This window comes from Streptomyces sp. Q2, assembly GCF_056820935.1.
This window is the reverse complement of the sequence record NZ_JBXEJE010000056.1, coordinates 1-21,720: the sequence shown is the minus strand read 5'-3', so window position 1 is coordinate 21,720 and position 21,720 is coordinate 1. Positions and strand designations below refer to the sequence as shown.

Annotated in this window: 16 protein-coding genes and 1 pseudogene; 2 read left to right on the top strand and 15 right to left on the bottom strand. The window is 70.1% G+C overall.

The genetic code is table 11. The annotated features are described in order from the left end of the window. Window positions 1–3: 3 nt before the first annotated feature. From ACWBNA_RS41680 to rplU, 9 genes are all read right to left on the bottom strand, one after another. On the bottom strand, window positions 4–1,230 hold the full coding sequence (locus ACWBNA_RS41680) for a glycosyltransferase family 2 protein (protein ID WP_482709801.1): 1,227 nt from the start codon (window positions 1,228–1,230) through the stop codon (window positions 4–6). A gap of 226 nt (window positions 1,231–1,456) precedes the next feature. Next, on the bottom strand, window positions 1,457–3,571 hold the full coding sequence (locus ACWBNA_RS41675; protein WP_482709820.1) for a hypothetical protein: 2,115 nt from the start codon (window positions 3,569–3,571) through the stop codon (window positions 1,457–1,459). Between the two features lie 191 nt (window positions 3,572–3,762). Next, a complete protein-coding gene (locus ACWBNA_RS41670) occupies window positions 3,763–5,262 on the bottom strand; it encodes an SDR family NAD(P)-dependent oxidoreductase (protein WP_482709800.1) in 1,500 nt (499 codons plus the stop codon). A 183-nt stretch (window positions 5,263–5,445) separates the two neighbouring features. Next, window positions 5,446–6,636: a hypothetical protein gene (locus ACWBNA_RS41665; RefSeq protein WP_482709799.1), complete on the bottom strand. Its 1,191-nt coding sequence runs from the start codon at window positions 6,634–6,636 to the stop codon at window positions 5,446–5,448. Between the two features lie 113 nt (window positions 6,637–6,749). Next, window positions 6,750–8,300: an alkaline phosphatase D family protein gene (locus ACWBNA_RS41660; protein WP_482709798.1), complete on the bottom strand. Its 1,551-nt coding sequence runs from the start codon at window positions 8,298–8,300 to the stop codon at window positions 6,750–6,752. Window positions 8,301–8,437: 137 nt separating this feature from the next. Next, window positions 8,438–9,922: an FG-GAP-like repeat-containing protein gene (locus ACWBNA_RS41655; RefSeq protein WP_482709797.1), complete on the bottom strand. Its 1,485-nt coding sequence runs from the start codon at window positions 9,920–9,922 to the stop codon at window positions 8,438–8,440. Window positions 9,923–10,078: 156 nt separating this feature from the next. Then, on the bottom strand, window positions 10,079–11,515 hold the full coding sequence (obgE, locus tag ACWBNA_RS41650) for a GTPase ObgE (RefSeq protein WP_482709796.1): 1,437 nt from the start codon (window positions 11,513–11,515) through the stop codon (window positions 10,079–10,081). Window positions 11,516–11,628: 113 nt separating this feature from the next. After that, window positions 11,629–11,883 carry a 50S ribosomal protein L27 gene (rpmA, locus tag ACWBNA_RS41645; protein WP_482709795.1) on the bottom strand — a complete coding sequence of 85 codons (255 nt, stop codon included), beginning with the start codon at window positions 11,881–11,883 and terminating at the stop codon, window positions 11,629–11,631. A gap of 14 nt (window positions 11,884–11,897) precedes the next feature. Further along, the gene (gene rplU / locus ACWBNA_RS41640; protein WP_006374708.1) at window positions 11,898–12,218 is read right to left on the bottom strand and encodes a 50S ribosomal protein L21; all 321 of its coding nucleotides are present in this window, start codon (window positions 12,216–12,218) and stop codon (window positions 11,898–11,900) included. Window positions 12,219–12,576: 358 nt separating this feature from the next. Here rplU and ACWBNA_RS41635 point away from each other — a divergent pair, with 358 nt between their 5' ends. Beyond that, the gene (locus tag ACWBNA_RS41635; RefSeq protein ID WP_482709794.1) at window positions 12,577–14,607 is read left to right on the top strand and encodes a glycosyltransferase family 2 protein; all 2,031 of its coding nucleotides are present in this window, start codon (window positions 12,577–12,579) and stop codon (window positions 14,605–14,607) included. A 70-nt stretch (window positions 14,608–14,677) separates the two neighbouring features. Further along, window positions 14,678–15,271, top strand: a complete 594-nt coding sequence (gene rfbC, locus ACWBNA_RS41630; RefSeq protein WP_482709793.1) for a dTDP-4-dehydrorhamnose 3,5-epimerase — start codon at window positions 14,678–14,680, stop codon at window positions 15,269–15,271. Window positions 15,272–15,334: 63 nt separating this feature from the next. On the opposite strand, the gene ACWBNA_RS41625 is transcribed toward rfbC, so the two are convergent. The 6 genes and pseudogenes from ACWBNA_RS41625 to ACWBNA_RS41600 all read right to left on the bottom strand — a co-directional run. Further along, window positions 15,335–16,129, bottom strand: coding sequence for a class I SAM-dependent methyltransferase (locus tag ACWBNA_RS41625; RefSeq protein ID WP_217239946.1), 795 nt, complete (start codon window positions 16,127–16,129; stop codon window positions 15,335–15,337). Window positions 16,130–16,255: 126 nt separating this feature from the next. Next, window positions 16,256–17,665 (bottom strand): FG-GAP repeat domain-containing protein, encoded by a 1,410-nt coding sequence (locus ACWBNA_RS41620; protein ID WP_482709792.1) that lies wholly within the window; start codon window positions 17,663–17,665, stop codon window positions 16,256–16,258. Between the two features lie 114 nt (window positions 17,666–17,779). After that, entirely contained in the window at window positions 17,780–18,670 is an 891-nt protein-coding gene (gene rfbD, locus ACWBNA_RS41615; RefSeq protein WP_482709791.1) for a dTDP-4-dehydrorhamnose reductase, read from the bottom strand. After that, window positions 18,667–19,662, bottom strand: a complete 996-nt coding sequence (gene rfbB / locus ACWBNA_RS41610; RefSeq protein ID WP_482709790.1) for a dTDP-glucose 4,6-dehydratase — start codon at window positions 19,660–19,662, stop codon at window positions 18,667–18,669. The genes rfbD and rfbB overlap by 4 nt, the downstream gene beginning before the upstream one ends. Further along, window positions 19,659–20,726: a glucose-1-phosphate thymidylyltransferase gene (locus ACWBNA_RS41605; protein ID WP_482709789.1), complete on the bottom strand. Its 1,068-nt coding sequence runs from the start codon at window positions 20,724–20,726 to the stop codon at window positions 19,659–19,661. The genes rfbB and ACWBNA_RS41605 overlap by 4 nt, the downstream gene beginning before the upstream one ends. A gap of 217 nt (window positions 20,727–20,943) precedes the next feature. Then, window positions 20,944–21,720, bottom strand: a pseudogene (locus ACWBNA_RS41600) (Rne/Rng family ribonuclease); the annotation flags it as partial.

Here is a 21,720-nt window from a genome sequence, read left to right as displayed (position 1 = left end):
AGATCAGGCCGCCGCGGCCCGCCCGCCCGGCGCGCCACCCTCCCGGGCCGGCAGCACCCGCCGCACCTTGCGTGCCGCCCGCTGCACGAACCTGTCGACGGTGCCCTCGCGATAGCCCGGGAAGGTACGGGCCTCGCGGGCGTCGGCGAGGTAGACCGCGTCGGGAATGCCGGCCGAGAGGTCGCGGAAGTGGGGGTAGGCGAGGTAGAGGCGGCGGCCCTTCTTCTCCAGGACGGCCGACGCCTCCTTCTTCGCCCGCACGAACTCCACGACCTCCTTGAGGAGGTCGGGCCGCCCGGCGGCGACCAGGTGCAGCCGCAGCCGCTCGTGGACTCTGAGGCGGCGGGCCACGTTCTCGTTCCAGTAGGCGTCCATCAGCGGCTTCGCCAGTTCGAACTTGTGCCGCCGGACCTCTTCGCTGTCCTTGAGGTAGCGGGGGCCGAACTGCGCCAACAGCGTGACGAGGAAGGGCCGGACCATGAGCACGTCCCGCTTCGGGCCCGGCGGGAGCATGTCGGCGATCAGGGTCATCAGGGCCCGCGCGGAGTCGAAGCGCAGGGCGTAACCGCCGCTCTTCGTCACGTGCTTGCCGTCCTCGCGGCCCACCAGGTAGTAGCAGGTGTGGTCGGCGACCACGGAGACGCCGTCCGCGCGCAGGTAGGCCTCCAGCGTGAACAGGGCGTCCTCGCCGGTCCACAGGGACTCGTCGAAGCGCATGCTGTGGTGTTCCAGCAGGGCGCGGCGGAACAGCTTCTGCGCGCTCAGGGTGAACTTGATGTTGGAGGAGAAGACGTCGGTGCGCCCCACCGAGCTGTTCCACATCGACTTCGGCGCGGACCGGTTGACGCCCTCGACCTTGCCGAGGACGACGTCCGTGCCGTTCTCGTCGGCCATGGCGACCATGCTCCGCAGGGCCTCGGGGCCGAGCCGGTCGTCGGCGTCGAGGAAGAAGACGTAGCGCCCGGCGGCCTTGCCGAGGCCGACGTTGCGCGGGCCGCTGGGGCCTCCGGAGTTGTCCTGCCGGATCACCGTGACCGGCATGGCCGCGCGGGCCGCGAACTCCTCCAGGTACTCCCCGGTCCCGTCCGTCGAACCGTCGTCGACCGCGATGACCTCGATGCGCTCCGGACCGATGGTCTGCGCCTCGACCGAAGCGAGGCAGTCGACCAGGTACGGCATCGCTTCGTACGCCCCGATGATCACGCTCACATCAGGCTGCGTCACGGTCACACTTCCCCCTCGTCACAGACATTTCCCCCGTATCGCCTCATTGGCTACTTGGTAGACGGACGACCAGGTCAAGCGGTTGCCTCGGCAACCTGGTTTCGTGAGCCAGCTCACAGGCGCCGGTCCACGCGCCGACGCGCACACCAGGACATACGCAAAAGGGCCCGGCTTTCGAGGATCACTCCCTCGAAAGCCGGGCCCTTTCGGCAAGGGCGCCGTCAGTCCACGCTCACGCCGTCAGACCGTCCGCCTCGCCGGCCGGCGAGGTGCCGGGCGCGGGCACCGCGTTCGCCAGCTCCGCCTCGGCCTCAGCGGCCTCCGCCGCTCCGGTCACCGCCCGCGACTCCTGGCCGACATTGCGCGTCTCGGCCTTGATCGCGAGGTTGGCCACCGCGGTGTTGAACTGCTCGATGGACGTCGGCTCGTCCGGACCCAGCAGGTACTGCTTCAGCTCGCCGCGGTCCTCGGCCAGCGGGTCGGCCGCCGGGTCGCGGACCGCGTCGAGCAGCGCGCCCAGCTCGGCCGCGCTGTTGGACAGGATCACCGCGGCGCGCACGGCGGTGTTCTGCCGCTTGAACTCCTCCACGCCGAGCTCGGCGGAGTCCGTGACCGCGTACGGCTTGCCGCTCGCGATGAAGTCGGAGACCACGCTGGAGATGTCGGAGACCATCGCGTCGGAGACGTTGAAGCAGTCGTACAGGCGCGGCTCGGCGCCCGTGACCACCCGGTGCTCCCAGGTGGGGAAGGAACGCCAGTACGCGTCGTTCCACTCGCCCCGCAGCCGGGCGATCTCCTCGTGCTTCTTGACGTCGACCAGGCCGTCGCGGGTGGCTTCGGCCTCGTCGCCCTTCTCGCCGCCGTTGCCAACCAGCTCGGCGATCCGGGCCTCGATCCGGACCAGATCCGCCTTGGCCTGGGCCTGGGTGGCGGCGTCGGTCGTGAAGCGGGGGTCGGCGGCGCGCGCGGCGGCGGCCTTCTTGACCAGGGAGGTGATCCGCCGGTGCGCGGCACCGGCCTCGGCGCTGACGGTGCCCGTGAAGGGGTGCGGCTTGTACAGGACGCGGACCGGCGGGTCGGCCTTCACCAGCTTCTTCACGATGTTCTCGCCGGCGAGGACGAGCGAGGTGTTGCCCGGATTGCCGTCCCAGCCCTCCCAGGTGGGGGCGTAGAGCACCGTGGGGCAGTCTCCGTCGGCGGCCGCGCCGCGAGCGCCGTCCGGTGTGCCCTGCCAGGTCCGGATCGGGGCCAGCTGCGGGCGGCCGACCTCGACGATGTCCTCGTCGCGGACACCGACGTCGGCGATGGCGTAGCGGTCGCGGCCCGCGCGGCCGGCGGTCCACACCTCGTCGTACACCTTGCTGAACGGGTTCACGCTGGCCAGCTTGTCGCTGTCACCGTGGCCGATGAAGACGTGCTTCATGGTCGGCACGCGCAGCAGGTGGATGTTCTTTCCGACGTTCGCCGCGTACAGCGCGACCCGCACGTTGGACAGGTCCATGTTCATCAGGTGCACCCCTCCGGGCACGCAGATGACGGGGACCGTGGTGGGCGCCAGGTTGGCCAGGATGACCCGCTCGCGCAGGATGATCAGCGGCTTGGAGTCCAGCTGCTCCATGGTCTCCAGCCACATGTTGACCTGGTACGCCGAGTCCTTGGAGCCGGAGAAGTACAGCACCGTCTCCGGCCGGTACTCGCGCAGCCAGTCGTCGACCGCGTCCAGCACCTTCTCGGCGGTGGGCGGGATCTTCCGGCCGCGCACGTAGGGCAGCAGCGCCGCCACGTACAGGGAGCCCAGGACCAGGGTGACGCCGATGCCGATGAAACCGGCGAGGGCGGAGTCCAGGGCGGCGGAGACGAGTATGCCGATCACGGCGGCGAGGTCGAGGTGGAGCATCTTCTCGGCCGAGCGGTTCAGCAGTCGCTGCGGCGGGGCGTCCGGGATGCGCACGCGCGAGGCGAGGTCGACGTTGCGGGTGGCGACCGGCATCCGGCGGCGGTTGCGGATCAGGGTGACCAGCGCGCCGTGCGGGGCCTGGAGACCGTAGAAGGCGATGAAGCAGGCGGTCGCTCCGTAGAAGACCAGGCCGTCCGAGAGGGAGAGGCGGGCCAGCAGCAGGATCAGCAGGAGCTGTCTGATCAGGAAGCGGATCGACAGGCCGGCTCGCACCTTGCTGAGGCGGTTGATGAGATAGCTGCCCTTGCGGTGCAGATAGTGGTCCGCCAGGTACGTCACGGCGGTCGCGGCCGCGAAGGCGGGGACGCTCGGAACGAGTGCGGCCAGCATGAGGGCGGGGTAGCCCAGGATCATGAGGGCCGCCGCGGCCAGCTCTGCCGCGCTGCCCACCCGGGCGACGCGAATAGCGGTGCTTATCACGGAGGAACCTGCTCTTGGAGGGGGGCCGGTTTGTGAAAGTCGAAAAAATCCGGAAAAAAGCTTGTGCACGGTCCGGGAATTTTACGGATTCAGGCCCCTGCGAATGCTCCGCGAACGGGCAGCCACAGAGGCCTGAATGACAGACGACTAATTGATGTTGATTATGCCACGCCGTCCTGACGATCCAGGACACTGGCCAGCGCCTGCTCGAAACCGGTCGCCTGTCCGGCGGACGCGGTCGGGTCCTGCTGGCGGACGTCGATGACGTGCCCGGTCAGTTCCGACAGGAGCACGTCGAGCGAGGTGCGGGCGACGGCCTCGGAGGAGAGCAGGCTGCCCGCCGGCTCCTGGCCGAACGCCTTGGTGCGCATCGGCGTGGCGGTGCGCTCGGGGTTGACGCAGTTGACGCGGACGCCGTCGCCGGCCCACTCGTCGGACAGGGCCTGGGTGAGGTTCACCATGGCCGCCTTGGTCGAGGAGTAGAGGCTGTACTCGGCGCGGCCGCGGGTGTAGCTGCTGGAGGTGTACAGCAGCAGCTGGCCCTTGGTCTCGGCGAGGTACTTGTACGACGAGCGGGCGATCTGTACCGGGGCCAGGTAGTTGACCTTCAGCGCTTCCTCGATGGTCGCGTTGTCGGTCTCGGCCAGCTTGCCGATGCGCAGCACGCCCGCGGTGTTCACCACGTAGTCGATGCGTCCGGTCTCGGCGTACGCCTTGGAGAGGGCGTCGTCGACCTCCTCCGGGTTCTCGACGTGGGTGCCGGTGGTGGAGCGGCCGAGCGCGTACACCTTGGAGCCGTAGGACTCGGCGAGTTCGGCGATGTCCTTGCCGATGCCGTACGAGCCGCCGAAGACGACGACGGTCTTGCCGGTGAGGAGCTCGCGGTACAGCTCCTCGCTCTTCTGCTCGGGCGTCGCTGTGGAGGCCAGCTGGAAGAGCTTGTCGGCGATGAAGACGTCGACGGGCTGAGTGACCTTCATGTTGTACTCGTCGCCCGCGACGACGTGGATCGGCACGTCCGGCAGGTACTTGAGCACGACCGAGCAGTCGTCCGTGGCCTGGAAGTTGGGGTCGCCGGCGGCGACCTCGTAGGCGCGGCGGATCGTGGACAGCTTGAAGGCCTGCGGGGTCTGGCCGCGGCGCAGGCGGGAGCGGTCCGGGATCTCGGTGATGAACTCGCCGTCGTCGCCGTGCGTGCGCGTGACGATGATGGTGTCCGCGGAGGGGATGGCGACGTCGACGGCCTGGAAGCGCTCGAGCGCCGTGACGCAGTCGTCGATGACGCGCCGCGACAGCAGGGGGCGTACGGCGTCGTGGAACAGGACGTTCACGTCCTCGCCGTCGGCCAGGCCCTCGCCCAGGGCGGCGATGGCGCGCTCGGTGGTCTCGTTCCGGGTGGCGCCACCCTCGATGATCTTCTTGACCTTCTGGAACCCGGCCTTGGCGACGATCTTCTCGATGTCGGGCACGTAACCCGGTGCCATCAGCACGATGATGTCGTCGATCGAGTCGGCCTTCTCGAAAGTGGTCAGGGTGTGCTCGATGACTGCCTTGCCGGCGATCTTCAGCAGCTGCTTGGGGATCGAAAGACCCACACGCTGGCCGGTGCCACCGGCCAGGATCACTGCGGTGGTACGGGGCTTGGCGAAGTGCTGGGACACAGGTGACCTACCTCGGGACGACAGGGAACGTGGAAATGGTCCCACTTCGGGTTACCGCAGTGCAAGGTGAGCGCCGTCCACCGCATATGTGCGCGCAACCTGTCATTCACCTCGCACTCCTGGTGATTGAGAGGCACCTTTCCATGGACTCCACGGAATTGCTGTGAGTAACTGCACAGGGACTCAGCGGCGCCGCAGCTTCTTCAGACAGCGGTGCCCGAGCACTCTCACGAGCTCCTTCGTGGACGTCTGGTGAACCGTGCGCGCCTTCGCCGGCGCGGTGTGCCCGACCGGTGCCGCGGCGGCCGCCGCGAGTACGCCGTAGAGCGCCTGGGCCGCCACCTCGGGCCCGAGCAGAGGCTGAGCGGGCGTCTGCCCGGCGGGCTCGGGCACGGCGAAGAGCAGCGCCGGATCGCCGAGGACGCGTACGCCCGCCCCAACGATCCGCTCCGCCATCTCCGCGCCGATCCCGGCGGCGGCCTCGACGGCCCACCGGGGAGTTCTGATCTTCACGTCTTCGGGACCGGGGGTGCACGAGTTCTTCATGTGCATCACGGCGCCGTATCGGACGAGTTGTGAATAGAGCTCGTCCGGGAGCCCATTGCCGCGGAATTCCACATTAAGATTCCGCAGCATTTCGGTCTCGGCGAGGGTAAGAGAACGGTTGACCGCGTCCGGAACCGGCCGCAGGAGATTCGCCGGCAGTCCGAGGAGCCGTTCGAAGGTGCGCAGCAGGCCGTCCCGGTCGCGGTCGTCGACGACGACCACGGTGACCCGCTCCGGGCCGGTCACCCGGGCCCAGCGCTCCACCAGCCGGTCGTGCCGGTGGCGGCGCCAGAAGCTGGGGTTGGGCTTCTCGTACGGGGCCTTCCTGAGCATGTGCTCCAGCCAGTCCTCGTAGCCCATGCGCAGGCCGTTCTGCACGTACTGCTGCCACTGCGAGGGCATGATCCGCGTCAGCGGGCGCAGGGTGATCAGGACGTGCACCGGGTCGCCGCCGAGTTCCTCGACGACCCGGGCGACGGTCTCGCCGTCGGGGGCGTCGGCGAAGAACTCGCTGCTGATCACCGCGGTGTGCCTGCCGGTGGCGTGCACCTGGTCCACCAGGCGCCGCCAGTGCCGCTCGGTGGGCTTGGTGTTGCCCATCATGCCGGGGAGGGCGCAGGCGGCCAGGGCCGCTTCCATGGGGTGTCTGGTGGAGGCCGGGAAGACGACGCCGTGCTCGGGCAGCGCGTCCTTCGCCGCGAACAGCGCGCCCTGGATCGAGGTCGTGCCGGTCTTGTGCGGGCCTATGTGCAGCAGCCGGGTGCCGGTGGGCAGCGGGAGGGTCGCGGTGTTCACCGGATCGTCGTGTCTCGTACAGTCCGTCTCCATAGTCAGAGGACGGTAAGAGCGCTTCCTGAGACCGCGCTGAGAGAGACCTGGGACACGGATGAGTCCCGGGCTCCCGTCACACAGGCTTCCTACGGCCTGGTCACACGTGGCTGTCACACCAGCCGGACGCCGGGCCGGCCCGCGTCGACCCGCAGCCGGGCCAGCGTGCTCGGCGTGGCCTGCGGCTTCACCACGGTGTCCACGATCCTCACCCGCGCGTCGATGCCGTCGCGGCGGACGTCGAGCAGGTGGTAGCCGCGGTGGGCGTCGAGCAGCTTCCAGTGCGGGTTGTCCGGCAGGCGCGGGTCCCACTCCTGGTGGAAGGCGGCCTGGTCCTGGTCGCCGTTGCTGGAGACGGAGGTGCCGACGAACTCGGCGCCGACGACGGCGGAGTCCGGGTCGGCGAAGTCCTCCTTGAGGTCGCTGACCATCGTCAGGTGCCGGTCGCCGGTGAGCACGACCGGGTTGCGCACGGTCCGGAACTCCTTCAGGAACGCGTTGCGTTCGGCCTGGTAGCCGTCCCAGGCGTCGTAGAACCAGAGTTTGCCCTCGCCGGCCTTGAGGTCGGTCTCGGCCATCATGATCTGAGAGGCGATCAGGTTCCAGCGGGCGGGCGAGTCGCGCAGTCCGTCGAGCAGCCACTGCTTCTGGCCGGCGCCGAGCATGGTCAGCGACGGGTCCTGGGCGCCGGCCTGGCTGGTGGCCTGGTCGCTGCGGAACTGCCGGGTGTCCAGCACGTTGAGCCGGGCCAGCCGGCCGAACTCCAGGCGGCGGTGCATCCGGATGTGCGGGCCGCTCGGGACCGCCGTCGCCCGCACCGGCATGTGCTCGTAGTACGCCTGGTAGGCCGCGGTCAGCCGGGCCACGAACGCGTCGTGGGTCTGCTTGTCCGGGTCCTGGGGGATCTCGCCGGCGAAGTCGTTGTCGACCTCGTGGTCGTCGAAGGTGACCACGAAGGGGGCGTTCGCGTGCATCGCCGCGAGGTCGGGGTCGGTGCGGTACTGGGCGTACCGGTTGCGGTACTGGGTGAGGCTGTACGGCTCGCCGGTGCCCTCGTGACGTCGTACGGCAGTCGCCGACGGCGTCGACTCGTAGATGTAGTCGCCGACGAAGAGGACCACGTCGGGGTCCTGGGCCAGCATGTCGGCGTACGGCGTGAAGTAGCCGTGCTGCCAGTTCTGGCAGGAGGCGAGCGCGATCCTCAGGTCGCCGCCGGAGCTGTGCCGGGCGGGCGCGGTGCGGGTGCGGCCGGTGCGGGAGAGCTGTCCGCCGGTGCGGAAGCGGTACCAGTACGTGCGGCCCGCGCGCAGTCCCCGTACATCGACGTGAACGCTGTGCCCGTATGCGGGCTGCGCCTGGGCGGTGCCCCGCCGGACGACCTTGGTGAACCGCTCGTCCTCGGCGAGTTCCCACCGCACCGGCACCACCGCGTTGGGCATGCCGCCGCCGTTCAGCGGGTCCGGGGCGAGCCGCGTCCACAGCACGACGCCGTCCGGCAGCGGGTCGCCGGACGCCACGCCGAGGCTGAACACGCCGTCGGGCAGAGGGGTTTCGGCTGCCCGGGCGGTGTGCGGCAGCCACAGCTGGGCGGAGGCCGCGGCGCCGAGCACGGCGGCGCCGGCCGTCAGAAAACGGCGTCGGTCGGACGTAACTGCTCCGGTCATCGGGCGAACTCCCCTGCCTCGCTTGTCTCTTGGACACGGGGAAGCTCACGCCTTCGGTCGGTCCGCCCGCTGAACGGGGGCCATCGCGTGCATGACAGATGAGGGACAACAGGAGACCCGTGACGACGCACGGTGGTTCAGTACGCGAACCCGGCCCCGAGCCGGGCGCCGGCCGCCACCGCGCCGAGCGTGCCGGCCCCGAAGGAGAACGAACCGGTCGGTGTGATGCCGGAGGACGTCGACCGGAACACCCACACCGATCCGGCATTGGCGTTCTCGCCCGGCGCGCCCACCGCGAGCTCGGCCCGGCCGTCGTGGTTCGCGTCGAGCAGACGGGCCGTCCGGCCGAAGGCGTCGGAGTTCTCCGCCGCGCCCGGCACGCCCGCGGTGTCCTGGCTGAACACCTGGGCGCCGGTACCGGTCAGGCCCTTGGCGCCACCGCGCAGCACGACCACGCTTCCGGCGCCGGTCAGCCTGCCGAAGTCCTCGCCGGGCACGCCCGCCGCGACGTCGTCGTAGCCGTCGCCGTCGACGTCGGCGACCGAGACGTCGGAGCCGAAGACGTCGCCGGGTTCGGCGGCGCCCGGCACCCCGGCGCTGTCCTGGTTGAGGTACGTCGGCCGCGTCCCGTCGGGACCGGACGCGGTGCCGGGGACCACGGCGACCCGGCCGCCCTTGGCGAGCGGGGTCACGGTGTCGCTGTCGTAGCCGTCGAGACGGCCCACGACGATGTCCTCGTACCCGTCGCCGTTCACGTCGCCGAGGTCGACGGACTCGCCGCCCTGCAGCCGGTGGCCGTCGGCGCCGAGGACCACCGTCCGCCGCGCGAGCCCGTCCGGGGTGCCCTGCCAGTACGCGATGCGGCGGAAGTCGTACTCGTCGCCGTCGTTCATGGTGCCCACGATGTCGTCGACGCCGTCGCCGTTCACGTCACCGACGGCCAGGTCCAGCACGCGGGGGTCGGAGTCGTCGATCCCGACGAACTGCTCCCCGCCGTGCGAGGCGCCGTCCCGCCCGAAGGGGCCCTTGGCGACCCGGAGCCTCCAGTCGCTCGCCGTGGCCACCACGTCGAACGCCCCGTCGCCGTCGACATCGCCGACCGTCAGCCTCCCCCGGCCGCCGAGCCTGCCGTACGCGGCATCGCCGGCCGTGACCAGCGAGGAGCCTCCCGACAGCCCCTGGGGACCGCCCCAGACGACCTGGACGTACCCGGAGTCGACGCCCCCGGCGGCCGTGTCCTCGCCTGCCACGCCGACGACCAGGTCCGCGTAGCCGTCCCGGTCGAGGTCAGCGGTGGCGAGCGCGCTGCCGAACTCGTCGCCGGTCTCGGCGGCGCCCGGGATGTCGGCGGTGTTCTGGCTGAAGACCTGCCTGGAGGAGGTGGCGAGGCCCTTCGCCGAGCCGTACAGCACGGCCACGTAACCGGCCTTCGTCTTCCCTCCGACGGTGGCCTCGGGCGCGGCCACCGCGAGGTCCGCGTAGCCGTCGCCGTTGAAGTCGTCCCGCGACCCGGTGGTGGCGGGGCCGGCCTGGGCCGTCGGGAGTGCGGTGCCGGTGGCGGCGAGCAGGGCGAGCGCGACGACAACGGTACGACGCAGGCTGCGCGGCATGGGCTGGGGCACGGCTACTCCGGGAATCGAACGGGGTGTTGATTACCCGGTACGACTCGCCGGAGCAGCTGTGGGTTGCCCCGCGTCCGCCACGTCTTCGCCCGTGGTTCCCCCAGGCCGCGGGAGCGCGGCCTGTTGGAGCGGGTCCTGCTGAAACGGCCGGAGCGGCTAGAACGGCTCGAAGTCGTTGAACTCCTGGGCCGCCTCGTCCTGCTCCGCCTGCTTGTCCCGACGCCGCTGCGCCGCGGGCCGCGGTGCCTCGAAGCGGTGGTCCTCGCCCCGTCGGCCGAGCATCTCGGCGCCGGCCATGACCGTGGGCTCCCAGTCGAAGACGACCGCGTTGTCCTCGGGTCCGATGGCGACGCCGTCACCGGAACGGGCTCCCGCCTTCATCAACTCCTCTTCCACCCCGAGGCGGTTGAGGCGGTCCGCGAGATAGCCCACGGCCTCGTCGTTGCTGAAGTCGGTCTGCCGTACCCAGCGCTCGGGCTTCTCGCCGCGCACCCGGAACAGACCGTCCGCCTCGGGCGTCACGGTGAAGCCCGCGTCGTCGACGGCCTTCGGCCGGATCACGATCCGCGTGGCCTCTTCCTTCGGCTTCGCCGCCCGGGCCGCGCCGACCATCTCCGCCAGCCCGAAGGACAGTTCCTTCAGCCCGGTGTGCGCCACCGCCGACACCGCGAAGACCCGGTAGCCCCGAGCCTCCAGGTCCGGCCGCACCATCTCGGCGAGGTCCTTGCCGTCCGGTACGTCGATCTTGTTGAGGACGACGATCCGCGGCCGGTTGTCGAGCCCGCCGTACTCCCGCAGCTCCGCCTCGATGATGTCGAGGTCGGACAGCGGGTCGCGGTCGGACTCCAGCGTCGCCGTGTCCAGCACGTGCACCAGCACGCTGCACCGCTCCACGTGCCGCAGGAACTCCAGGCCGAGGCCCTTGCCCTGGCTGGCGCCCGGAATGAGGCCCGGCACGTCGGCGACCGTGTAGACGGTCGAGCCGGCCGTGACCACGCCCAGGTTCGGCACCAGCGTGGTGAAGGGGTAGTCCGCGATCTTCGGCTTGGCGGCCGACATCACGGAGATCAGCGAGGACTTTCCGGCGCTCGGGTAACCGACCAGCGCCACGTCGGCGACGGTCTTCAGCTCCAGGACGATGTCCTGCGTACCCCCCGGCACGCCGAGCAGCGCGAAGCCCGGGGCCTTGCGCCGCGCGGACGCCAGCGCCGCGTTGCCGAGGCCGCCCCGGCCGCCCTGGGCCGCGACGTACGACGTGCCGTGCCCGACCAGGTCGGCGAGCACGTTGCCCGCCCTGTCGAGGACGACGGTGCCGTCCGGCACGGGCAGGACCAGGTCCTGCCCGTCCTTGCCGGAGCGGTTGCCGCCCTCACCGGGCTTGCCGCTGGTGGCCTTGCGATGCGGGGAGTGGTGGTAGTCGAGCAGCGTGGTGACGGACTGGTCGACGGTCAGGATGACGTCGCCGCCACGGCCGCCGTTGCCGCCGTCCGGGCCGCCGAGGGGCTTGAACTTCTCCCGGTGTACGGAGGCACAGCCGTGGCCTCCGTTACCCGCGGCGACGTGCAGCTCGACGCGGTCCACGAAGGTGGTCATGGGGGGTGCCTCCAGCACTTGGGAAATACGTAAGAGTCTGTCTCTGGGTAACACGCGAAAGGCGGACCCGCTTCCCGTGAGGGAAGTGAGGTCCGCCTCGCGAAAGCTTCCGATCAGGCGACCGGAACGATGTTCACGACCTTGCGGCCACGGTAGGTACCGAACTCCACCGCGCCGGGCTGCAGCGAGAACAGCGTGTCGTCGCCGCCACGGCCGACGCCCGCGCCGGGGTGGAAGTGGGTGCCACGCTGGCGGACCAGGATCTCACCCGCGTTGACGACCTGACCGCCGAAGCGCTTCACGCCGAGCCGCTGGGCATTGGAGTCGCGACCGTTCCGGGTGGACGATGCGCCCTTCTTGTGTGCCATCTCTCCTCAGTCCCTTACTTCGCAGCCGCGGGGATCTCAGTGACCTTGATCGCCGTGTACTGCTGGCGGTGGCCCTGACGACGGCGGTAACCGGTCTTGTTCTTGTAGCGAAGGATGTCGATCTTCACACCCTTGTGGTGGTCCACGATCTCGGCCTGGACCTTGATGCCGGCCAGCACCCACGGGTCGCTGGTCACAGCGTCACCGTCGACAACGAGCAGCGTAGAGAGCTCTACGGTGTCGCCAACCTTGGCAGTGGAAATCTTGTCAACCTCAACGATGTCGCCGACAGCAACCTTGTGCTGGCGACCACCGCTGCGCACGATGGCGTACACGCGGATCTCTCTCTCACTCGGGACGGACCCCTGATGCCAGCCGTTCACACGGACCCGAGGGCCCGATGATCCGGATTCGGACGAGCGGCCTCCCCTGCTCGGTGAGCAGGAGGTGGGTGCTCAGGGGTGGGTGGGTACCAAGACACACCGAGGGTCAAGGTTACGGGCCGCCCCAGGCCTGGTCAAACCGGGCCCGCCCGGCTCCGTGACGGGCGACGCCCCGACGTCACGAAACCCTTACGTGTACCCGAAACCCCTGCGGATACTCTGTGAGCCCGGCCATACACACTACGGCCACTGGCCGTACACACGCCGGTCACTCCCCACAGGGCTTCTCGACAGGAGACAGGTTCAACAGATGCCGACCAAGGTGAGCGTCATCATCCCGGTGTACAACCCAGGTAAGTACATCAAGCCTTGCATTGACTCGCTGTTGAGGCAGACCCTGCCGTCCGACGAATTCGAAGTTCTCTTCGTGAATGACGGCTCGACCGACGACACGCCCGCCGAGCTGGACGCCCTGGCCAAGGAGCACCCGCATTTCCGGGTGATTCACATACCGAATTCCGGTTGGCCCGGAAAACCCAGGAACATCGGCGTGGGCGAGGCCGCCGGTGAGTACGTCCAGTTCCTCGACCAGGACGACTACCTCGCCTCCGACGCGCTGCGCCGGATGTACGACATGGGCCACCGCAACGGCTCCGACATCGTCATCGGCAAGGTGGCCAGCAACTTCCGCGGCGTTCCGCACGGCGTCTTCCGCGTGGACCGGGAGAAGTGCGACCTGCGGGACGCGCCGCTGTACGACAGCCTCACGCCGCACAAGATGTTCCGCGCGGAATTCCTCCGCGAGAACAGCATCGCCTATCCCGAGGGCAAGCGGCGCCTGGAGGACCAGCTGTACATGATGCAGGCGTACTTCCCCGCCAAGGTCGTCTCCATCCTCGGCAGCTACACCTGCTACTACTACTCGAAGCGCGACGACGGGAACAACGCGGGATCCGCCAAAATCGTCCCGTCCGGCTACTACGGAAACCTCCGCGAGGTACTCGACGTCGTCGTCGACAACACCGAGCCCGGGGAATTCCGGGACCTGCTCCTCCGCCGCTTCTACCGGGTGGAGATGCTCGGCCGGCTCAGCGAGCCCTCCGTCCTCAAGTACGACGCCGCCTACCTGGACGAGATGTGCGACGCGGTGAAGCCGCTGGCCGAGGACTTCATGGGGGACGGCGTACACGACGGGCTCGGGGCGCTCAGCCGCGTCCGCTCCACGCTGCTGCGCCGCGACGACCGGCAGGGCCTGGTGCGGATCGCCCGCTTCGCCGCCTCCATCAAGGGCGTGGCCCGGCTCGAGGACGTCGCCTGGCAGTCCGACGGCAAGCTGGCCGTCACCGTCACCGCCCGGCTGGTCCAGGGAGAGACGGGCGAGCCGCTCAAGCTGCTGCGCCGCGACGGCCGCCTCTTCCTGCACCCGGAGTTCACCGAGGGCGTGCTGGAGGACGGCGAGCTGGTCGACGTCACGGACGAGCTGAACGGCTTCAAGGCCGAGATGTCCCTGCGCAACCGCGAGACGGCCGTCGAGTGGCCCTGCCCCTCGGAGTACACCTCCACCGTCGAGGACCTGGGTGACGGTGCCTGCGAGGTCGTTCTGCGCGGCACCGGCAAGGTCGGCACGCAGGGCGCCAAGGGGCGCGGCCCCGTCTCCCGCGGGTTCTGGGACATCTGGGTTCCGGTCCGCGGTCTCGGCGTGGTCCGCAAGGCCCGCCTGGGTGCCGACCGCGCGGCGCACGTCGACGCCGACTGCCGCCCCGCGCTGCTCGGTTCGCCCGCCCGCCCGGTCATTCCGTACTTCACCGACCCGCACGGCAATCTCACCCTCGATGTCGGCCGCCGCAGCAAGAAGCTGGTGCCGTACCTCGAGAACCGCCCCGTGCGGCGGATGCCCGGCAGCCGGCCGGAACTCCGGCTCGACGTCTTCACCCGGCCGAAGACCGCGCCGATGAAGACCGAGCTGGTCCTGACCTCCGAGGACGGCCGTACGTTCGCGCTGCCCGCCGAGGTCCGCCACGTCGCCGGGCGCGCCCACATCTCCTTCTCCGAGCGCGCGACATCGGTGCCCTCCGGCCGCTGGAACCTTTCGGCGCGACTGGACGGGGAGGAGAGCCCGGCCCTCGCGCTCTGCGAAGCTACGGTCGACGGCAGCGGACGGCTGCGTCTCGGCGATGATGTCGCCATGGTGGATGCCGGGCTCGTGCAGACGGAACTGGCCAGGCGGCGCAAGGCGGCCGTCCGGCGCAGGCTGCGCGCCGTCGGCGGGCCGGTCGTCCGCAGGCTTCCGTCCCCGGCCCGCAAGAAGCTCCGCCGGCTCGCGGCGAAGCTGATCGGCTGACCGGCCCCCCACCACGGACACACATCGCAGGCACACGGCACAACAGCACCACAGTAAGGATGTGATCACCATGCGGGAGCTCAGCATCGCGGGCGCCTGGGTGCACGAACCGAAGGTCTTCCCCGACGCTCGCGGGAGCTTCCACGAGTGGTTCAAGGGGGCGGACTTCGAGGAGTCCACCGGCCACGGCCTGAGCCTCGCCCAGGCCAACTGTTCGATCTCCAGCCGCGGCACCCTGCGCGGCATCCACTTCGCCGACGTGCCGCCCAGCCAGGCCAAGTACGTCAAGTGCGTACGCGGCGCGGTGCTGGACGTCATCGTCGACATCCGCACCGGCTCCCCCACGTACAAGCAGTGGGAAGCGGTGCGACTGGACGACGTGGACCACCACTCCGTCTATCTCTCCGAGGGGCTCGGGCACGCCTTCATGGCGCTGACCGACGACGCGACCGTGGTCTACCTGTGCTCCGAGGGGTACGCCCCGCAGCGCGAACACGGCATCCACCCGCTCGACCCCGAGCTGGGCATCGAGTGGCCGTCGGGCCTGACGCCGGTGCTGTCCGAGAAGGACTCCGCGGCGCCGACCCTCGCCGAGGCCGAGGCCCAGGGCCTGCTGCCGTCGTACGAGGCATGCCAGGCGTACGCGGCGCAGCTGCGCGCCTGAGAGCGACGAAGAGGGGCCCCGCGGATCTGTCCGCGGGGCCCCTCTCGCTGTCGTGCGGAAAGGTCAGCCGCCCAGCGCCGCGATCTGGCCGCGCAGCTTCTCGAAGCCCGCGCGCGGGCGGCGCAGGTTCCGGGCCTTGACCAGGGCCGGCCAGAAGTCGGCCCCGAGCAGCGCCTCGGGCTGCACGGCGTGCTTGCGCACGAGGACCTCTTCGGGAACCGCCTGCGGGTCCGGGACGACGTACTCCTTGATGATGTCGTCGTAGTTCTGCTTGAGCACCGTGTTCTGCGGGTCGGCCCCGAAGACCACGGCGACACCGGTCGGCGCGGTGTCGATCTCGAGCACCGTCAGGTCGGGACGGTACTTCCGCAGGACGGTCACCAGCTTGTAGACGTCGCCCGTCCAGAACTTGGTGTGCCGGTCGCGGGCCGCCTCGTCGACGTCGCGCGGCAGCATGTCGTCGAGCACGATCACGCTCGACCAGCGCGAGTGGCGCTCCACGTTCATGAAGTCGCGCAGCGCGTACTCGAAGAGGTGCATGCCGTCGATGAAGGACAGCTCCAGCGTGGGGTCGCCGCCGAGCATCCCCAGCGGGTCGCGGCGGGCGAGGGCGCGGAAGGGGTTGCGGCCCCGGCGCAGGTGCACCAGCGGGTCCTTGCGGGCGAAGAAGTCGTCACTGGTCGACTGGACCAGGTGGACGTCGCAGCTGATCGACGTCACGACCTTGAAGGCGGGGTCGATCGCGACGGACGCGACGCGCGAAAGTGCCAGGCTGCGGCCGTCGTTGACGCCGATCTCCAGGTAGTTTCGCGGCCGGTAGATACGGTGCAGTCCACGCAGGAGTTCATGACGGTCCACTGAAGCGGCCTTTCGAGGGGTTCGGCTTTCGTTGTTTCCGGCGAAGTTACTCATTCAAAGGCTCTGGCGTAAGCTTTCTCGGAAGTTCATTGGAGGTTTACGTACTCGCCGGTAGGAAACCGGGTGTCATCCGACCACCCCGAAGCCGCGCCCCGCGCTCGATATCTCCGGTCCCAGGTCGAGATCGGCCTCGGTGACGACCAGCGCCGGAGTGAGTGAGACCCCCTCCCGCCCACCGCGCAGCACCCGGATCTCGCCCTGTCCCGGGCCTGCGACGGCGATCTCGGCCGCTCGGTCCCCGTTCGTGTCCAGCATCGCGGCACGGCCGCCGGGCAGGGACTGCGCTCCTTCGAACGTGAGGCCCCGGGCGCTCCCCCTCAGCAGGACGAGACTGCCCGCGCCGTCCCGTGCCGTACCGGCCACGACCGAGAACGCCACATCGGCGTATCCGTCGCCGTCGATGTCGCCGACCGCGGGTTCGTAGCCGAAGGTGCAGTAGGAGAAGGGTCCTTGTACAGGCAGCCCCGGTGTTTTCGCCGTGATGCGCGAGGGCCCCTGCTTCTCGCTCGTCCCCGAGGGGCCGCCGTACAGGACGGCCACGCGACTGCCGCCGGCCGGGATCATGGGATCGCCGAGCATCTCGCAGGCGAGTCCCGCGACGACGTCGGCGAAACCGTCCTTGTTCAGGTCCCCGGTCCGCAGCGGCGCGCCGTGGAAGTCCTCGCCCTGGTCGTCCTTCAGGCGCGGGCCCTTGACCAGCTTCCCTTCGGCGGCCCCGCGGTACACGAGGGTGGCGCGGGCGACGGGCGACCCGTCCGCGAGGAGCGCCCAGGTGACCAGCAGGTCGTCCTTGCCGTCCCCCGTGACGTCACCGGCGGCGGACGGGATCGCGACGGAGTACCCCGGGGCGCTCGGCGTCAGATCCAGCGGGACCGTGCGGCGGGGTGCGCCGTCGCGGCTGAACGGCCCCAGGAGGACGCGTGCGGTGCTGTCCTCGGTCCCGGTGACGACGAGGTCGGCCCGTCCGTCACCGTCGAAGTCACCGGAGAGCGGGGCGGTACCCGTCAGCCGGGCCGCCTCGGACAGCCCCTCGGCGCTTCCCCAGACGACGAAGACCGTGCTCCTGCCCGCCTGGGTGACGAAGTCGGCCCGCCCGTCACCGTCGAGGTCGGCCGTCACGCCCCGGCTTCCGAATCCGCCCCCCTCGCCCGCCTTGCCGAGCCCCAGGTCGTCCTGGGTCACGACCTGCTGCCCTTCAGGTACCGGGCCCTTCGAGGAGCCGCGGATCACGGCCGCGTACCCGGCGGCGTACTTCCCGTTGACGGTCGCGGTGCTGTCGCTGAAGACGAAGTCCCCGTACCCGTCCCCGTCGAAGTCCGACCGGACGGCAGGTCGTCCCGTCCCTCTCTCCGGGGAGTCCGACGGGACGGCGGGCGTGTGCGTCTCCTTGTCCTTCCCGTCCGCGTCCGACCCGCTCGAGCCACAGGCGGACAGCAGGAGAACCAGGACCACGCCGACGCCGAGCCTTTTCCTCATGGGAGTTGGACCACCCGACCTCGCGTTCGGTTGCACGCGACTTCCGGGAAAGCCGGTGGCCGGGCCCCGCCCGAAGGCAGGACCCGGCCACCGCGGTCGTCCGGTCGGCTCCGGTCAGCCGCGCTCCGCCGCGAGCAGCGCGGGAAACGCCTCGGTCAGCGCCTCGCGCCAGTCCCGGATCGGCTCGATGCCCGCCGCCGCCCAGCGGTCGTGGCCCAGCACGCTGTACGCGGGCCGGGGCGCCGGCCGTACGAAGGCCGCGCTGGTGGTGGGACGGACCCGCTCCGGATCGGCGCCCAGCCGCTCGAAGATGGCCCGCGTGAAGCCGAACCAGGTCGTCTCGCCGCCGCTGGTGCCGTGGTAGACGCCGGCCGGTGCGGTGCCCGCGAGGGCGCCCTGCCCGAGGCGGACCAGACGGTCGGCGAGGTCCGCGGTCCAGGTGGGCTGGCCACGCTGGTCGTCGACCACGTCGAGGGTGTCCTTGACGCCCTCCAGCTTGATCATCGTCCGGACGAAGTTGCCGCCGCCCGCGCCGTACAGCCAGGCCGTGCGCACCACGTAGCCGCTCTCCGGGAGCACGGTGAGGACCGCCTCCTCGCCCGCCAGCTTGGTCCGCCCGTACGCGCCGCGCGGCCCGGTGGGCGCGTCCTCGGCGTACGGCTTCTCGGCGTCACCGGCGAACACGTAGTCCGTGGACACCTGCAGGAGTACGGCCCCGGTCTCCGCGCACGCCTCGGCGAGGTGGCGCGGGCCGTCGCCGTTGATCCGCAGCGCCTCGTCCTCACGGGACTCGGCGTCGTCCACGGCCGTCCAGGCGGCGCAGTTGACGACCACTGCCGGACGGTGTGCGGCCACCGCCGCGCCCACCGAGGCCGGATCGGTGATGTCCAGCTCGGCACGGGTGGCCGCGACGGCCGGGAGTCCCGCGGCGGCGAGCCGCGCGAGGACGTCCTGCGCGAGCATCCCGCCCGCGCCGGTGACCAGCCAGGTCCGGTTGTCGGTCACAGCGCCGCCCGCTCCTTCAGCGGCTCCCACCAGGCGCGGTTCTCGCGGTACCACTGGACCGTCTCCGCCAGGCCCTGCTCGAAGCTCTTGCGGGGCTCGTAACCGAGCTCCTCGCGGATCTTCGTGCAGTCGACGGAGTAGCGGCGGTCGTGGCCCTTGCGGTCCTCGACGTACTCGACGCTGGTCTCCCAGTCGGCGCCGCACGCCTTGAGCAGCAGCCCGGTGAGCTCCTTGTTGGAGAGCTCGGTGCCGCCGCCGATGTTGTAGACCTCGCCCGCGCGGCCCTTGGTGCGGACCAGCTCGATGCCCTGGACGTGGTCGTCGATGTGCAGCCAGTCGCGGACGTTGCCGCCGTCGCCGTACAGCGGGACCTTCTTGCCGTCGAGGAGGTTGGTCACGAAGAGCGGGATGACCTTCTCGGGGAAGTGGTGGTGCCCGTAGTTGTTGGAGCAGCGGGTGACGCGGACGTCCAGACCGTGGGTGCGGTGGTAGGACAGCGCGATCAGGTCGCTGGAGGCCTTCGCCGAGGAGTAGGGCGAGTTGGGCTCCAGCGGGTGCGTCTCGGGCCAGGAGCCCTCGTCGATCGAGCCGTAGACCTCGTCGGTGGAGATGTGCACGAAGGTCTTGATGCCGGCCCGGTGCGCCGCGTCGATCAGCGTGTGCGTGCCGACCACGTTCGTGCGGACGAACTCCGCGCCGCCGTCGATGGAACGGTCGACGTGCGACTCGGCGGCGAAGTGCACCACCTGGTCGTGCTCGGCCATCAGCTTGCCGACCAGCTCCGGGTCGCAGATGTCGCCCTGCACGAAGGCGAATCCGGGGTGCGCGCGCACCTCGTCGAGGTTGGCCGGGTTGCCCGCGTACGTCAGCTTGTCCAGGACGGTGACCGCGACATCACCTGGGCCCTGGGGGCCGAGCAGCGTACGGACGTAGTGCGAGCCGATGAAACCGGCACCGCCGGTCACCAGGATCCGGGTAACGGGGGTCGTCATGAAGAGATCTGCACCTTGCTGTGATCACCGAGCACGAGCCGGTGGGCCTTGGGGTTACGGGGGGCGGGCGTCACCTCGACGTCGCGCCCGATGAGCGAGGCCTCCACCCGGCGCACGCCGGTCACGGAGGAACCGCGCAGCACGATGGAGTACTCGATTTCGCTGTCCTCGATCCGGCAGTCCTCGGAGACGGACGTGAACGGGCCGATGTACGCGTCGTTGACCACCGTGCCGGCACCGATGATGGCAGGTCCGACGATCCGGCTGCCACTGACTCGGGCGCCCTGCTCGATGCGCACGCGGCCGATGATCTCGCTGGTCTCGTCGACCGTGCCGGCGTCGAGCGGCTCCACGGTCTCCAGGACGGACCGGTTGACCTCCAGCATGTCGGTGACGTTGCCGGTGTCCTTCCAGTAGCCGGAGATGGTGGTGGAGCGGACGTCACGCTTCTCGTCGATCAGCCACTGGATGGCGTGCGTGATCTCCAGCTCGCCGCGCCAGGAGGGCACGATGGAGCGGACGGCCTCGTGGATGGCCGGGGTGAACAGGTAGACGCCGACGAGCGCCAGATCGCTCTTCGGCTTCTTCGGCTTCTCCTCCAGGCCCACCACCCGGCCGTCGCCGCCGAGTTCCGCGACACCGAAGGAGGTGGGGTTGGGGACCTTGGTCAGCAGGATCTGCGCGTCGGGCCGTTCGGCCTGGAAGCCCTCCACCAGACCGGTGATGCCACCGACGATGAAGTTGTCGCCGAGGTACATGACGAAGTCGTCGTCCCCGAGGAAGTCCTGGGCGATGAGCACGGCATGGGCCAGGCCCAGCGGCGCTTCCTGGGGGATGTAGGTGATCTTGATCCCGAACTGGGAGCCGTCACCGACCGCCTCGCGGATCTCGTCCGCGGTGTCGCCGACGACGATGCCGACCTCGCTGATACCGGCTTCGGCGATCGCCTCCAAGCCGTAGAAGAGGACCGGCTTGTTGGCGACCGGTACCAGTTGCTTGGCCGAGGTGTGGGTGATCGGGCGGAGGCGGGTGCCCGCTCCCCCGGAGAGCACGAGAGCCTTCACGAATTGCGCCCCAATACTGTGGCCATACAGGAAGTAAAATCCCAATTTGTCTGAATTTAGCGTCAATCTCGGCTCACATCATAACCCTGCGGCCAGATGGGTGATTCACCTTCCATTCACATACCCGATTCTTACGTGAGGGCTCACGACGCGGCAAAAAAAGTGATCCGCCCCCGGTCGGGCCGGGGGCGGATCACTTTCTTCGTACAGCGGGCTGTCAGGCCTCGTCGGCAGGTGCCGAGACGGACCGGAGCGACTGCTGCTCGGCCGCCGCCGTCTTCTTCGACGTCGCCTTCTTGGCGGTCGTCTTCTTGGCGACGGTCTTCTTAGCGGCCGTCTTCTTGGCCACCGTCTTCTTGGTGGCGGCCTTCTTCGCCGTGGCCTTCTTGGCCGTCTTACGGGCCGTCTTCTTGGCCGGAGCCGCCGTTTCCTCGGCAGCGGCGGCGGCCTCTACGTCGGGCTCGGCCTCGGCAGGAGCGTCCACCGGTTCCTCCGTGGCCGACGGGACGACCACGACGGCCGCCTCCTCGGACGCGGTGGGCGCGGTGGCCTTGCGCACGGCACGGCGCCGCGGACGGGCCGGAGCGGCGCTCTCGACGGGCGCCTCGGCAGCGGCCTCGGCCGCCGGTGCGGCCACAGCCTCCTCAGCCGTCGGCGCGGTCTCGGCGACCGTCACCACGGCCGCCTCGGCCCCCGCCGGCGAACCGGCAGGCGCGGACACCTTGCGGGTCGCCCGGCGACGGACACGGCCCTTGGGCGCGGCCTCCTCGGCGACCGGCTCAGCGGCCGGAGCCTCGACGACCGGGTCCTCGGCGGCGACGGGCACGGTCTGCGCGACGGTGGCCTGCTCCGGCTGCACCGGACGCTCGACCTCTTCCTCGGCCGTCACGTCCTGAGCCGTGGGAGCCTCGGCCCCGGCCCCGTCCCGCTGCTCACCGCGCCGGTCGTCCCGCCTCGGCGCGCCCGCCGGAGCCGACGCCCGCCGGCTCGCCCG